Raw genomic sequence first — 14496 nt, 5'->3', positions numbered from 1 at the left:
TTTAATGTTTTTTGAAAAGCTAATATTCTTTTAATTCACTTTCTAATGACATATGTCCCGTATCATTATATCTTAAAGATATTGCTCCATTATTATATGTATCAAAAACCTTAACACTCTCGCCTTTTAAAATCTTAAAATATCTATTGTCCATAGCTTTATTACCATTATAAATATAGTAATCAGGCTTTAAACCAACTAAGAAAGCTTTAGACATGTCTAAACTTGAAACGAATATCTTTGGCTGTAACATTCTCATATATAACGCTTTAAACTTCAATTGCTGAGATTTCTTCATATCACTAAGAACCAAAGTTTCATTATTATGTGAAATAATTGAAATATTACAACTATTCTCTAGTCCAAGAAACCTAAGCTCTGATTTCCCTAAACTGAAATTTTCACCATAGCTACAAGATTTATCTCGATTAGCAAAATCTATATTTGAGATAACACTTTCAATTGGGATAATATTTTTCAAAAGCTCTAAACTTACCTTTTCTTTTGCTTTACCAGATATTACTAAATTATCTATTTGTTTAATATTATGATATGTAAGATAGCCTTGTATGATATTTTCTAAGGTATAACTATCTGTTAAAGCTTCTGTAGGCAAATAAAGTAGATTCTGATCATCATCTTGGATAAGTACAATATTATAGCGACTATCAAAAACATGTAGATCAAAACTATCATATTCATCTATAGCATTCTCACCTTGTTGAAAAAACACCAGACACAACGCCAAGCCTAATAATTTCAATGGCCTTCCTAATGGTAATATTACTAACGAAATACCTATCAATACTATAATCAAGCTAGCGAATGAAAAATAAGTCCAATATTCAACCAAACCAACATTGCTTACCAAAAAGTTTAAATAACCCATTAAAGCATTTAATAAAAAACCTGGCAAAAACCAAATGCTTATACCAACAAAAGAACATACTAAGCTCAATAGCAATAAGGGTACTATAAGTAAGCTCACCAAAGGTATTGCCACTAAGTTCGCGATAAATGATACCATTGAAAAACCTTCAAAGAAATACACTGAAATTGGTATAAGAAGTACTGTTAAATAAAGTTGTGCTGAGAGATTTAATACTAGTTTTGATTTATATTGCTGAAGTGCTATCGCAATCATCGCCAAGAAGAATACTGCTGAGAAACTCAACCATAAACTACTACTATAGACGCTTCGCCAATCCATGAAAATAATTATCATAAATGCTATAACTAATGAGCGAGTAATTGGCACTCTCTTCTTAGCTAGCCAAAATATCCCCACAACCAGAACCATAATTACAGCTCGTTGAGTTGGTAAGCTAAAACCTGCTATTAAACTATATAAGAATGCTGTAAATATCGAAAATATAACAGCTATATATTGTGCTGGTATCTTACGACATAAACGAGGAAATAAAGACCATAAAATTCTAGCTATTACAAAAGCTATCAATACAAGCAATCCAATATGTAAACCTGAAATTACCATCAAATGTGAAGTCCCTGAATCTATAAAAAGCTGTTTCTCTTGCTCACTAAAACTTTTTTCACCTATAAGTAAAGCTAACATCATCGGTTTTACTTTATAGTTCGCTAAAATATTATCAAGATAATTTGCTAGATTATAATGAAGCCTTTTAGGTAGATAGCTAAGAGCTGTCCCGAAATAATCTATCTTTGAATCTGCAACAACTCTTCCTACAGCGACAATACTCTTATGCTCCAAAAATTCTGTATAATTGAAAGCATTCGCATTGTCAAATTCATGAGGCTTAATAATTTTAGCTATAAGTTGTAACTTATTTGCTGGAATGATATATTTTGAATAACTCTTATCTGCCCTTAGTAAAACTTTACCATATCTTGAAGTGTAAAAATCAAACTCTAATTGAGCACCCTCTTTAACTGGTGATGAAGCAACAGTTCCATTTAAAATCATATTTTGCCCATATTTAAAGGACTCAATGTCTTGATGAGAATCACATGATGTAATGCTTAAAATTAAACTGAAGAATAAAACTGCTCGAAGTAAAGAAATCATTTTAAATATTGTATTTTAGTAAGTATATTAAAAGCCTAATAACTAATTGGCTTGATGTTGCTTAGCAAAATCAACACCTTTAGTCTCTGGCATTTTCCATAACAGAACAAATAAAAATATGGTAAGTACTATCAGATAGTAACTAGCACCGAATGCGCCAAACATAAAAATAAACAAGCTAGCCACTAGAGGCGTTGTACCTCCGAATATTGCATTACTAATATTATAGCCTGTTGCTACACCACTAAAACGTACATTAGTTGGAAACAGTTCATTGATAAGCGTAACAAAAGTTGCCGTAGCTCCGGATATTAAAACCATTAGTAGTGATAATGCTACCCCCATCAATACGATATTACCCGTAGTCAATGTCATAAATGTTGGGTACACCAATATTGCAATCAATCCTGCATTTGTAAGTAGTACGGGCTTACGTCCAATTTTATCAGCAAGACGTCCCCAAAAAGGGGCTGCCCACGCATAGCAAAATGATGCTATAGCGATTAACCACATAACTGTGTTGTAGTTTAATGATAAATCTTTCTCCATATATGTTGGCATAAAGCCCATAATCATATAGTACGCTACGCCTAAGTAGCCTGCCAAACAAAAAACTATAAATATCTGATATGTATATTGTTTTATAGCTACAAATATTGGTGTTTCAAGAATTTGTCCCGCTTCCTTTACTTCTTCAAAATGCTTTGACTCATCCTGAATAAACTGAGCAACTAAAGCTACTAGTGAAAAACAAACTCCTATTCCATAAGCAATTCTCCAACCAAAATCATGCATTTGTTTATCGGTATATACTGAAGTTAAAACAACCATTATCACAACAGCAAATAAACAACCATTACCTTCAAGGAAAGTTCCCATAGAAGTTACACTTGCCCTATTTGTATGGTCAGCCTGTTCACTTAGAGTCGCTATAACACCATTGTATTCACCACCGATAGAAAAACCTTGTATTAGCCTTGCAAACAGTATCATTAATACAGATAAAACTCCTCCACTAGTATAGTTTGGGGTAAGAGTTACAATAAGCATTGATATACTCATCATAGCTACTGTTATTATAAGGATTTTTCTTCTGCCTATCTTATCACCAAGGTTTCCAAAAAACATTCCTCCCAAAGGGCGCATAACATACCCTGTTGCAAATAACCCAAATGTCGAAACTATCTGCTCAGTTGAGCTCATAGTATCTGGAAAAAAAGCTTGTGAAATATAAATAATACACAATGAAAAAAGAGTGAAGTCAAAATACTCAGTACTAGTTGCTAAACCAGCACAGATTATATTTTTTGTTTTGATACCTTTAAAGAACATTTTAGATTGAAAGAAAATTTTTCATGATAAAGAGGTTATACTGTTTATTAAATAAATTTACAAGGTTTGTTAAAATTATTCTTTCATTTTCTAATTAAAAAAATCACTCAAACAAATTGAAACCTCTTCTATATCTATTAAGAGTGTTTTTTACCTAACTTTCATTTCTTTAACTATGTTTATTTATTTTAGGATTTAAATATTAAGTATAAACTTCACAAACTCTTTAATATCTCTGCTGTGGCTTTTATTCTAGCTTTAAGCATATTATTATGATTACTAATAATCTCATTTTTTGAAGAATTTGAATGAATATAAACAAGTATAGTAATACTCACTTGTTAGGCAAATATTTGAGCCATTACGCTTTGTAAGAAAATCTGAATACAAAATAGAGCGATCATCACTAGAATTGGTGAAAAATCAAATCCTGAACGAGGCTTTATGATATTTCTTGCTCTTGCTAGTAATGGCTCTGTAAGCTGATGTATAACCATAAGAACTGGATTATACCCTCCTTGTGAGAACCAACTAGCTATAGCTCTAATTAAAATCAGATACACATACATATTTATAATTGCAAAAACTATATCTAAAAATGGTTTCACAAATACAACTATTTCATTGAAACCTATCCCATTGATTAAACATAAAATCAAATTTTGAATCACAAACACAAAATAAGCTGTAACTATACATGCCCAATCTAAACCTAAGAAACCAGGCACAACTTTTCTAAAAAGTAGCACTATAGGATTTGTAGCTTTCATTACAAGTTGACAGACTGGATTATAAAAATCTGCTTTAACCCATTGTAAGAAAAACCTTATCAACAAAATAAAAGCATATAACCCAAACACTAGGTTTACTAGGAAATCACCGACATTTACTAAACCACTTAACATATTTATCTCCTATGTATTAGATTTAATATAATCTAGCCCAGATGTGATGGCTTCAACTTGAGCAATTGTACATTCTTCTGAGTTTGTTTTAGGACTATCAGGGTATACTTCTGTTGTAGTAGTGTATTCAGCATCAGTAAATGACATACACAATTTTTCTTTAGCTGAGTCACATTTCATAAAACCATCAGCAATAGTATCATCGCCTAACACTTTTGAATCAGGATCATTAGGTGCTATATGTGTGATTTTTGATACAGCATCTACGATATGTTTTTGGAACTCTGGGTATTCTTTATCTTGGTTTGCAACAAGATAAAAACCGTCTGGTACTGTCCACTCACCTATTGTAATACCTTCTCTTGCTGCTAAAGCTGGTCTAAACTCACTATCATCAGTGTCTGTAGTTTCATGCAGGTCTATGTGCATTTTAAAATCAATATCCAAAGAAAATACATACTGCATAGCTAAAGTAGCTTCATTACAATAACTTTCTAAAAAGAATGATCTGTTTGGGTCAATAGCATCAGGGTTCCAACGGTTAATAGTCTCATACCCCCACGGGCTTAGACATGGTAAAATAATTATATTAAAATCTTTTGCATAATCTAGTGCTTTAGTTTTAGCGAATCTTATTGCCCCTTGCACACCACTAGTCTCGTAGCCATGCACGCCACCTGTTACTAATATACTAGGTTTTGAGTTATCCCAATTTTTTGTTTTTATTGCATATAAATCATATTCGCCTACTGAATAATCAAGTGAACCATACATCTCAATATCAAATTTATCTTTCAATGCTAATATTTTATTTAGAGCTTCTTCTTTATAAGATCTTTTTTTTGATTGCTCCGCTAACCATTGTTGCTTTTCTACATCTGTCCACTTTTGACCTGAAGTTCCAATGTGATAATCACCCATTTTAATAACCTTAGTTATTTAGTAAATTAGAGATATTTTAACACATTAGAATATTAAGAATAAACATCTACTCTAGAGATTGTTTGCGAATAAGCAGGAGGAGATTTTATGGCTGGGCTAGCAGGATTCGAACCTGCGCATGACGGGATCAAAACCCGTTGCCTTACCGCTTGGCGATAGCCCAACTTAATCTAACTGAAAAGTTAGTAGACATAGTTTAATGTCTTGACTATCCATTTGTCAAGAGATTTATCAATTTTTGTAGCAACTTCTTCAAGGTAAGTCTTATCATCAGACAGTAAATAAAAGCACGATCCTGTCCCCGTCATTATAATGTTTTTATCAAGCGAAGTTATATACTCCTTAAATTCAGGATATAGTGAATAAAACACTTGCTCAAAACTATTACTCATAGTTGTGCGATCAAGTGACGCTTCTCTTGATAAAAGTGTTGTATGCTTTACAAGTTCTTTTGATGTAAAGAACTCTTTTGTGCTTATATGAATATCAGGTTTTAGCAATAGCGCATAAGCTTCTTTAAAATCTTTATCATGTAATATATCTCCAATACCCTCTGCCCATGCAGATCTGCCGTACAAGAATATTGGTACATCAGCACCAAGCTTAGCTCCTAGATGAAGCATGTCTGCATTTGCAAGATTTGGCCTATAATAGTCCCTCATTGCGATGAGTGTAGTCGCTGCATTTGAGCTACCTCCACCAAGACCTGCTCCCATAGGGATATTTTTCTCTACAAATACATCCACACCCACACTAGCTAAATTGTATTCTGCTTGAAAGAGCCTTATCGCTTTATAGACAAGATTATCCTCCTTTGAGGATATTGCTACATTGCTAGTGATTGAAATTTTATCAGAACTAGTAAAATCAAATGTTAGCTGGTCTTTTAAGTCTACAAACGTAAACCAGGTTTGCAGGTTATGATAACCATCATTACGTTTATTTAAAATATGCAAAAAAAGATTAATCTTTGCATAACTGTTATAGATAGCCTGTTCTTGCATATTTTTTCTATTCATTTATTTAGCTATAATCCAAGATTTAACTATGATTTTCAGATACAAGCCATCTCTAGTCACCTTTATTTTGGTTGGTAGAGGGTATTCTCCATCAAATAGCTTATAACCACTATAGTCTATTTCCCAGCCTCGCTCTAATAATATCTGTGTAAGATTATTATCATCAATCTGTCTGTTAGTATCTTTATCTGATACAGGTATTGCTTTTATCCAACTTCTAAGCCCCTCAACAGGTACATACCAGCCTAGCTGTTGGACCATAAGACTTTTAACATCATCTGCTTGCGTTTCTTCACCTTTATTATCAATAAATAATACCTTGTCACTATTACCTTTAATCTCAATACTACCAATACCTAAAGGCCCATATAGCTTAATACTAAAATCATTACCATCTTGACTGTATACATAACTTGCAGAATCTGCTTTACCATTATATCTAATACCAATTACGCCACTAGCAGTCCATTTATCTAATTTTCGTAATTCAACCTCTAAAGTAGCTATATCAAATCTCTTCGACTTCCTTATCTCAGTCGTACTACTTGAGCTTAAAGTCTGACATCCGTTTAGGAAAATCAGTATCGTCACTAAAATTACGTAACTAGCTACCCGCTTTATATTTATTCTTATTTTTGACATAATTTTTAGCATTCTCAATGATAAATGTTTTTTCTTCTTCTTTGATTGGGCGAATCTTTTTTACTGGTGAACCTATATACATAAAACCCGATTCAAGTACTTTACCAGGAGGAACTAAACTACCAGCTCCTACAAAGGCCCAAGGCTCAACTATGGCTCCATCTAGAACTATAGAACCCATACCTATCATAGTATTATCTTTAATGTCACAGCCATGTAGTATCACTCCATGACCTATAGTTACATTATCACCTATTGTTAGAGCAAAACCCTTGCCAGAGCCCTTAGGGTGCTCAGTGGTATGCAAAGTGCTACAGTCTTGAACATTAGTAGCTTTGCCAATGATTATTGGTAATAAATCACCTCTCACACTAACCTGTGGCCATATAGAAGAATCCTCTGCTAAAGTTACATCTCCTATAACTACAGCTGACTCGTCTATATATGCAGTGATGTTAATATTTGGTTTTCTACCGTTAAATTCTCTTATACATCTAGACATAATTGCTCTTTATTTGTATCTTTAGACCCTTCTCTTAGTGACACCAAAGCGTATGTCTCTAACTTAATTCTCTTTCCAGCAACGAACGGTTCGGCAAAACCATCATTATCAATAGTGAAAAGAGGGATAGCACCATCATTATCCGCAAAGAAATTTTCCAAAGTATAATTTGGCGTAATATTAGTGCTTCTAATTTTTGCACCATCATTCATTTTTTCAATCAACATATTAAAATCAACACCCTCTTCAAATAGAGGGGTTGCCAAGTTTGATTCCATAGAACCTATACCCTTATAACTTTCTTGCTGGATATTTCTAAGCACATATACACTTCTTGAACCAAACTCATGCTTATATTTCATAGCTGAAACAGCATTAATATATTCACTAGTAGATAATCCAAGCATAGCTCCTAATCCAATTAAATTAATGCTCCAATCGGCATGTGCAGATACAGGGCTACCATAATAAGTATTTAGACCCAATTGACGACACTGTTGAACATTTTTCCAAGATGAATCTGTGATAACTACCTCGATATCATTTTTAACAAAAACTGCAGCAAGTTCTCGTGCAAACTTATTACCTCCAACGATAAGAAAACCCTTACCTTCTGGTTCAGTAACACCTAGCATCTTAGATATTGCAGGAGCAAATATACTTTGAAATACGACTGTAAATACAATTATCATAAAGACAAAAAATACTAGAGTATTAGCTTCGTTATGAAGTTCCGGATGTGCTTTTGTGATTTTCACTGCAACTAACGCAGCTACCGATGCTGCAACTATTCCTCGAGGATATACCATCCCCATAATAAATCTTTCAGCAAAAGATGTTTTTGAAAATGAAGCACACAAAAATACTACTAATGGTCTCAATATAAATTGTAAAAATAAAAAAACTTCTATTAATGAAAACCAGTAATCTTTAAACAAACTAAAGTCTATTTCAGCACTAAGGACAATAAACAATACAGAAATAATAACTATACTCAGGTTTTCTTTGAATGAAACAATATCAGACATTTGTATATCTTTCATATTGGCCATTACAAGACCTGCGACTGTTACCATAAGAAGGCCTGCTCCATGAGTAGCAGAATCAGCTATAATAAAACCTACAACAATTACTGCTAAAGCAAAGAAACTTTTGAGGTACTCTGGAATGTAGTTCCTTCTGAAACAAAGGCCTATAAGATACCCAAAAATAACACCAGCCATTGTACCTAAAACACATACAAATATTATATATACAGAGAAAAGACTAGCTCCGTTATTTACACTTTCGAAATTATCGCCAATAACGAACCATGTAAGCATAAAAACTACAACCAATGCTCCTACGGGGTCAACGATAATAGCTTCCCACTTAAGAATATTTGCAACATGTCTTTTAGGCCTAATTGTTCTCATTAGAGGTGGCACAACTGTTGGACCACTAACACAGGTTATTCCACCTATTAGTAAAGAAAGCTGGCCATCTAAACCAATAACTGAACTACAGAACCATGCTGTAAGAGTTATAGTTAGAGCAAGCCCTAAAGTCGTTAATAAAATAACAACTATACCAACATTTTTTATTTTCTTAAAATTTAGTGACAAGCTACCTTCAAATAAAATTATTGCGACACATATAGAAACAAAAGGTGATAACGCTTGCCCAAATATTATCCCACCATCAACTAATTTTAAGCCATCAGGTAAAACAACCTCTGATAATGGCCCAAGTATAATACCTGATAAGATAAGAAACAATATCGATGGAAGCTTAAGCCTCCAGGATAAGTACTGCGAGACTATCGCAGAGAAAAGAATTAATCCAGCAGCTAACAATATGTAATTTGAAGAGTGAATGAAGAGATCAATTCCTTCATTTAAATTACTAACCAAAATAATAATCCATAATCTATAAGAACTGCTTTAAATCTTATCTTATAGTAAGTTTTTTATCAATCTATTAAACAGTATTGAGTTATAACAAAGAGTATTAATTTAGAGGGGCAATCAGTCTAAAAGATTTAGATTACATTAGTAACTTGAGAAAGGACTCCGATTAGAATCATTGGCATTATACCTAAAAACAAAAGTACTAAACCGTTTACACTTAAAGCAATTAGTGATGTAAGAGGAGGATTTACAGTTTCATCATTTTCAGGCTCATCAAAATACATTGTTCTTATAACTCTTACATAGTAGAAAGATGCTATAACTGCCATAAACAATACAAAACAAGCTAGAGTGTAGTTAGTATCATTGATTAGACCCATCACTACAAATAGCTTTGCAATAAAGCCACCAAATGGAGGTATGCCAGCCATTGAGAACAGTACTATAAGCAGTATAAATGCTAACCATGGGTTTTTACTATTAAACCCTTTTAAGTCTTTTAAATCTTGTACTTCATAGCCGCCAACACTTATTGCTGTAAGTACACCAAAAGCTGCTAACGCTGTAAATACATAAACAATCAGGTAAAAACTAGCTGTAGTAAGAGCATACTCTTGTGGATGTAGCGTTGTTGCTAAAAGAACAAAACCAACTTGTGATACAGTTGAATAACCTAGAAGTCTTTTGATATTTGTTTGTGACAATGCAACTAAACTACCAAAGAATATTGACATGATACCAATAACTCTGAACAAATAAATCCAGGAATCTTTAAGTGAAGGAAAACCTACAAAAAGTATATTAACAAGCATTGCAAAAGCTGCAACTTTTGGAATGGTTGCGACAATGTTCGCCACAGCATTTGGAGCTCCTTCATAAACATCAGGTAGCCACATATTAAAAGGTGCTGCACCTAACTTAAATAAGAATGTAGCACACATCATTACCAAACATATTAGCAAGAATTTATGCTCTATAGTTGCAAAGCTATGTGTAGATAAATACTTCGCAATATCTGTAATATCAAGCTCGCCAGTTATTCCATAAACAAATGACATACCAAATAATAATAATGCTGAAGCAATTGCTCCTAATACAAAATACTTAATAGAAGCTTCAAGACCTTTACTAGAATCTCTATGTATAGCTATCAAGGCATACATTGGTAATGATAAAAGCTCTAAACCAATATAAATAGTTATCAAACTATGAGCTGCTGTAAGAACCATAGCACCCAACACGCAAAGCATTAGCAATGTATAAAAATCGCCATCAGATATTTTTCTATCTTTCACATATTCTCTTGAATATAGCGCCACAAACAATGATAGTACAAGTATCACTAACTGTAGTGTATACGCAAACCCACTAAATACCACTTGTCCTTCAAATACTGAACCACTATTTTGTAAAAAATAATCCTTAGCAAAGGTCGCAACCAGTGCAAGCACCACAAATAATTGAAAGAAAATATAGTTGATATTTCTAATCTTTCCTTGCAAAAACAACCCAGAAAACATTATAACTATAACGCCTATAGCTAGTAGTATTTCTGGTAAAATATAAAGAATTGATAAACTCATAATCTAAAACACCATCCTATAGAGATAAACCAACAATATGTGCCGAAGCTGCTGATGAAAGCTGCAAAATCGGCTCAGGATAAAGACCAAACACTAGTGTTGGCACCGCTAGTATCATAAATACTAATAATTCCATTTTATTTAAATCCGTTAGTGAAGAGACTTTACTAGAAGTTACCTCTCCAAAGAAGACTCTTTTATACATCCACAGCGTATAAATTGGTGCTATAACTAAGGTTAATCCAGCTATTAAAGCAATTAATGGCGAGTACTGAAAAACTGCCAACAAGATCATAAACTCACCAACAAAGCCACTTGTACCTGGTAACCCAACATTGGCCATACAGAATAGTAAGAAAAATGCTGCAAAAATTGGCATTGCCTTGGCTACACCTGAAAAATCAGCTATTTCACGAGTATTCATTCTTAAATATAAGAAACCTATACCTATAAACATACCACCAGATGAAAACGCATGTGCAATCATCTGAAACACTGCTCCTTGAAGAGCCATTTGCGCATGAGTTGTGCCTAAAAGAGGATCAGCATTTTTTAATATAAAGATTGAGAATAAGCCTAAAGTCACTAATCCCATATGCGAAATAGATGAATATGCAATAAGCCTTTTGACATCAGTCTGTGCTACTGCAACTACACCAACATATACTATCGCAATTAATGACATAGTAATTAGTACATATTCAAGTGACGCTGTAACCTCTGGTAGCATTGGAATTGCAAACCTCAAGAAACCGTAAGCTCCAAGCTTCAGCATAAGTGCTGCTAGAATCACTGAACCTCCTGCAGGAGCCTCTGAGTGAGCGTCTGGTAACCATGAATGAAATGGCCACATAGGAATCTTAACTGCAAATGCTAAGAAGAACGCACCAAATATTAACCATTGAGCAGAAAGCGTGAATTTAACTGTGTCTGCCAATGTACTTGAATGTGTTGCCCAAGCAATAAAGTTTTGTATTGAGTAAGTATCAATATTTACTAGTGCTGCTGGAGATGTTGCAGCGACTTTTGTTTGTAAAAATAAAATAGCCGCTAATAAAAATACTGAACCAAAAAATGTATACATAAAGTACTTTGTCGCAGCATAAGCTTTATTTTTGCCACCCCAAATACCGATACCTAAACAAGTTGGGATAAGCAAAGCTTCCCAAAAAACATAATAAAGTATAGAGTCAGTCGCACAAAATACTCCATTTGTTAGACCGCAAGTGATTAGAAATATTGCCATATATTGTCTAACTTTAACAGTAATGGAAGTCCATGCAGCAAGAACAATCACAAGTGTCGCAAATGACGTAAGTACTATAAACAATACAGAGAAACCATCAACTCCAAGACCATAATAAACACTATGTTTGCCAAATACTGTAAACCACTCTATTGATTCTTTAAATTGCATTGCCGAACTAGATGAATCAAAAGATGTGACTAGCGGAATACATAATGCTACAGTAAGAACACTAAATACTAATGCTACCCATCTAGCTGCATCACCATGCTGTTCTTTTGTTCTGGTTGCTAAAACAACAAAACCACCGACTATTGGCATCCAGATTATTAAACTTAATAAATAACTACCTAAATTCATAATATAAAATTATCCTCTCGCCTAAACCAATATCAGCAAAATCATGAATAGTAGCACACCTACTATCATCACAAATGCGTAATCAAATAAATAGCCTCGTTGTACTTTTCTAAAGTTATCACCTGTCTGGTAAATTAAATTAGAAGTACCGTGCACTACTGTTTTGTCAATTATAAATATATCTATAGCTTTCCATAAAAATGTACTAACAAATAAGAAAACTCTCACAAAAACAACATCATAAAGGGTATCTATAAAATATTTCTTAACCAATATATGGTAGATAATACCAATGCCTGAACCTTTCTTTGCTAGTGCTTTTGGTATACTTGGTAACCAAACATAAAGCACATACGATGATACCATAGCACCTAGAGCTAACCAGAAAGGTAAAGTATGCACCGAGTGTTTTATATACGAAAGAGTGCTCGTCATTGCAGGCTCTGTAGCTAAATGAGCTGTTACAGACATGCCATGTAATCCTGCTTGAGCATATGAAGTAATAGTATCACCAAATAAACCATTACTTTGAGAAAGTATACTACTAAAGAAATACTGTCCAATATAAGCTGATGGAACAGCTAAAAGTATCAACGGTATAATTATTGAGATTGGCGACTCTTTAATATGAGATTTTTCTTCATCAGACATTCTTTCTTTGCCATGGAAAACAACAAAAAACATTCTAAAAATATAGAAAGAAGTTACAAAAGCACATGCAAGTACCATATAGTATGCAAACTGATGACCATATACAGTCGTATTTTGTGCAGCTTCTATTATTAAATCTTTCGAGAAGAAACCTGAGAATGGAGGTAATGCTGCTAAAGCCCAACAACCAATAAACATACACAAATATGTTATTGGCATATATTTTTTAAGACCACCCATTCTGCGAATATCTTGCTCATGATGCATAGCTACAATCACAGAACCAGCTGCTAAGAATAACAATGCTTTAAACATTGCGTGAGTCATCAAATGGAACATCCCAATAGAAAATGCACCAGCTCCTTGAGCGACCATCATGTAACCAAGCTGAGAAAGCGTACAATAAGCAATTACTCGCTTGATGTCTGTTTGAACTATAGCTATTAGTCCCATAAACAAACAAGTAATAGCACCTATTATAAGCACAAAGCTTAATGCTGCAGGAGACATCACAAACATTGGAGATAATCTCGCCACCATAAACACACCAGCGGTAACCATTGTCGCAGCATGTATTAATGCAGATATAGGTGTAGGACCTTCCATAGATCCTTCAAGCCATGAATGTAGTGGAAACTGAGCAGATTTACCCATAGCACCAACAAAGAGTAGTACACACATTAGGGTTACAGGGCTGAAGCTCATTCCTAAGAAATGTATTGTTTGAGTATTATCAATACCCGATAATGAAGCAAACACTGTTGTATAGTCAACTGAACCTGTGTATAGAATCACAGCTCCAATACCTAACAAGAAACCTAAATCACCTATTCTGTTAACTAAAAATGCTCTTAGACCAGCTACTATTGCTTTTTCTCTCGTAAAGTAAAAACCAATTAGTAAATAAGAAAACAAACCTACACCTTCCCAACCAAAGAAAAGTAGTAAGAAGTTATTACCCATAACCAAACAAAGCATTGCAAAAGTAAAGCCTGATATATAGGCAAAGAAACGACCATAACCATCTTCACCTTTCATATAACCTATAGAATATACATGCACTAAGGTTGCAACAAACGTAACTATTAGCATCATATAGACAGTAATACGGTTTACAGTAAAGCCAACATCAAATGAGAACATATTAGAAATAGGTGCCCACTGATAGTAAGTTACACTATAAACATCACCATGAAATACACCATAAGCCAATACAACACTTAATACAAATGACAAGCCACAAAGCAGTATCGTAAAAAAGCTAACCCCTTCATTTTTAACTTTTTTACCAAAAAATCCAGCTATAATCGCACCTAAAGCTGGTGCTAAAATTATAGTAGCTATTAGTCCGGCAGCGATTTGATTGTTTATTATCATC

11 protein-coding genes and 1 tRNA gene are annotated in these 14496 nt (G+C 33.7%); all 12 read right to left on the bottom strand.

Features of this window, described 5'->3' with window-relative positions; genetic code table 11:
- Positions 1-19: 19 nt before the first annotated feature.
- The 12 genes from CDH04_RS00485 to nuoL all read right to left on the bottom strand — a co-directional run bounded on the left by CDH04_RS00485 (position 20) and on the right by nuoL (position 14495).
- Positions 20-2047 (bottom strand): ComEC/Rec2 family competence protein, encoded by a 2028-nt coding sequence (locus CDH04_RS00485; protein WP_112869159.1) that lies wholly within the window; start codon positions 2045-2047, stop codon positions 20-22.
- 42 nt (positions 2048-2089) lie between these two features.
- Positions 2090-3379 carry an MFS transporter gene (locus CDH04_RS00480; RefSeq protein ID WP_112869158.1) on the bottom strand — a complete coding sequence of 430 codons (1290 nt, stop codon included), beginning with the start codon at positions 3377-3379 and terminating at the stop codon, positions 2090-2092.
- Between the two features lie 341 nt (positions 3380-3720).
- Entirely contained in the window at positions 3721-4284 is a 564-nt protein-coding gene (locus CDH04_RS00475) for a YggT family protein (protein ID WP_112869157.1), read from the bottom strand.
- A gap of 9 nt (positions 4285-4293) precedes the next feature.
- Positions 4294-5205 (bottom strand): M14 family metallopeptidase, encoded by a 912-nt coding sequence (locus CDH04_RS00470; protein ID WP_112869156.1) that lies wholly within the window; start codon positions 5203-5205, stop codon positions 4294-4296.
- A 109-nt stretch (positions 5206-5314) separates the two neighbouring features.
- Positions 5315-5389 (bottom strand) — tRNA-Gln (locus tag CDH04_RS00465).
- 19 nt (positions 5390-5408) lie between these two features.
- Complete coding sequence (gene ispE / locus CDH04_RS00460) at positions 5409-6230, bottom strand: 4-(cytidine 5'-diphospho)-2-C-methyl-D-erythritol kinase (RefSeq protein WP_409254757.1); 822 nt, start codon at positions 6228-6230, stop codon at positions 5409-5411.
- Between the two features lie 15 nt (positions 6231-6245).
- Positions 6246-6887 carry a lipoprotein insertase outer membrane protein LolB gene (gene lolB, locus CDH04_RS00455; RefSeq protein WP_234393446.1) on the bottom strand — a complete coding sequence of 214 codons (642 nt, stop codon included), beginning with the start codon at positions 6885-6887 and terminating at the stop codon, positions 6246-6248.
- Positions 6850-7389 (bottom strand): gamma carbonic anhydrase family protein, encoded by a 540-nt coding sequence (locus CDH04_RS00450; RefSeq protein ID WP_112869153.1) that lies wholly within the window; start codon positions 7387-7389, stop codon positions 6850-6852. Before CDH04_RS00450 ends, lolB begins: the two co-directional genes overlap by 38 nt.
- Positions 7374-9257, bottom strand: coding sequence for a cation:proton antiporter (locus tag CDH04_RS00445; RefSeq protein ID WP_112870847.1), 1884 nt, complete (start codon positions 9255-9257; stop codon positions 7374-7376). Before CDH04_RS00445 ends, CDH04_RS00450 begins: the two co-directional genes overlap by 16 nt.
- Before the next feature lie 152 nt (positions 9258-9409).
- Positions 9410-10861, bottom strand: coding sequence for an NADH-quinone oxidoreductase subunit N (locus tag CDH04_RS00440; protein WP_112869152.1), 1452 nt, complete (start codon positions 10859-10861; stop codon positions 9410-9412).
- A 16-nt stretch (positions 10862-10877) separates the two neighbouring features.
- The gene (locus CDH04_RS00435; protein WP_112869151.1) at positions 10878-12467 is read right to left on the bottom strand and encodes a complex I subunit 4 family protein; all 1590 of its coding nucleotides are present in this window, start codon (positions 12465-12467) and stop codon (positions 10878-10880) included.
- Between the two features lie 21 nt (positions 12468-12488).
- The gene (gene nuoL / locus CDH04_RS00430) at positions 12489-14495 is read right to left on the bottom strand and encodes an NADH-quinone oxidoreductase subunit L (protein ID WP_112869150.1); all 2007 of its coding nucleotides are present in this window, start codon (positions 14493-14495) and stop codon (positions 12489-12491) included.
- Position 14496 lies beyond the last annotated feature (1 nt).

This window comes from Francisella adeliensis (assembly GCF_003290445.1).
GTDB classification, from domain to species: domain Bacteria; phylum Pseudomonadota; class Gammaproteobacteria; order Francisellales; family Francisellaceae; genus Francisella; species Francisella adeliensis.
The sequence above is the reverse complement of the archived record's forward strand: the minus strand, read 5'-3'. Positions and strand labels throughout refer to the sequence as shown.

Excerpts from the sequence above, each read along its gene's own strand:
- CDH04_RS00485 (WP_112869159.1), bottom strand. The coding sequence starts at position 2,047 with ATGATTTCTTTACTTCGAGCAGTTTTATTCTTCAGTTTAATTTTAAGC.
- CDH04_RS00480 (WP_112869158.1), bottom strand. The coding sequence starts at position 3,379 with ATGTTCTTTAAAGGTATCAAAACAAAAAATATAATCTGTGCTGGTTTA.
- CDH04_RS00475 (WP_112869157.1), bottom strand. The coding sequence starts at position 4,284 with ATGTTAAGTGGTTTAGTAAATGTCGGTGATTTCCTAGTAAACCTAGTG.
- CDH04_RS00470 (WP_112869156.1), bottom strand. The coding sequence starts at position 5,205 with ATGGGTGATTATCACATTGGAACTTCAGGTCAAAAGTGGACAGATGTA.
- ispE (WP_409254757.1), bottom strand. The coding sequence starts at position 6,230 with ATGCAAGAACAGGCTATCTATAACAGTTATGCAAAGATTAATCTTTTT.
- lolB (WP_234393446.1), bottom strand. The coding sequence starts at position 6,887 with ATGTCAAAAATAAGAATAAATATAAAGCGGGTAGCTAGTTACGTAATT.
- CDH04_RS00450 (WP_112869153.1), bottom strand. The coding sequence starts at position 7,389 with ATGTCTAGATGTATAAGAGAATTTAACGGTAGAAAACCAAATATTAAC.
- CDH04_RS00440 (WP_112869152.1), bottom strand. The coding sequence starts at position 10,861 with ATGAGTTTATCAATTCTTTATATTTTACCAGAAATACTACTAGCTATA.
- CDH04_RS00435 (WP_112869151.1), bottom strand. The coding sequence starts at position 12,467 with ATGAATTTAGGTAGTTATTTATTAAGTTTAATAATCTGGATGCCAATA.
- nuoL (WP_112869150.1), bottom strand. The coding sequence starts at position 14,495 with ATGATAATAAACAATCAAATCGCTGCCGGACTAATAGCTACTATAATT.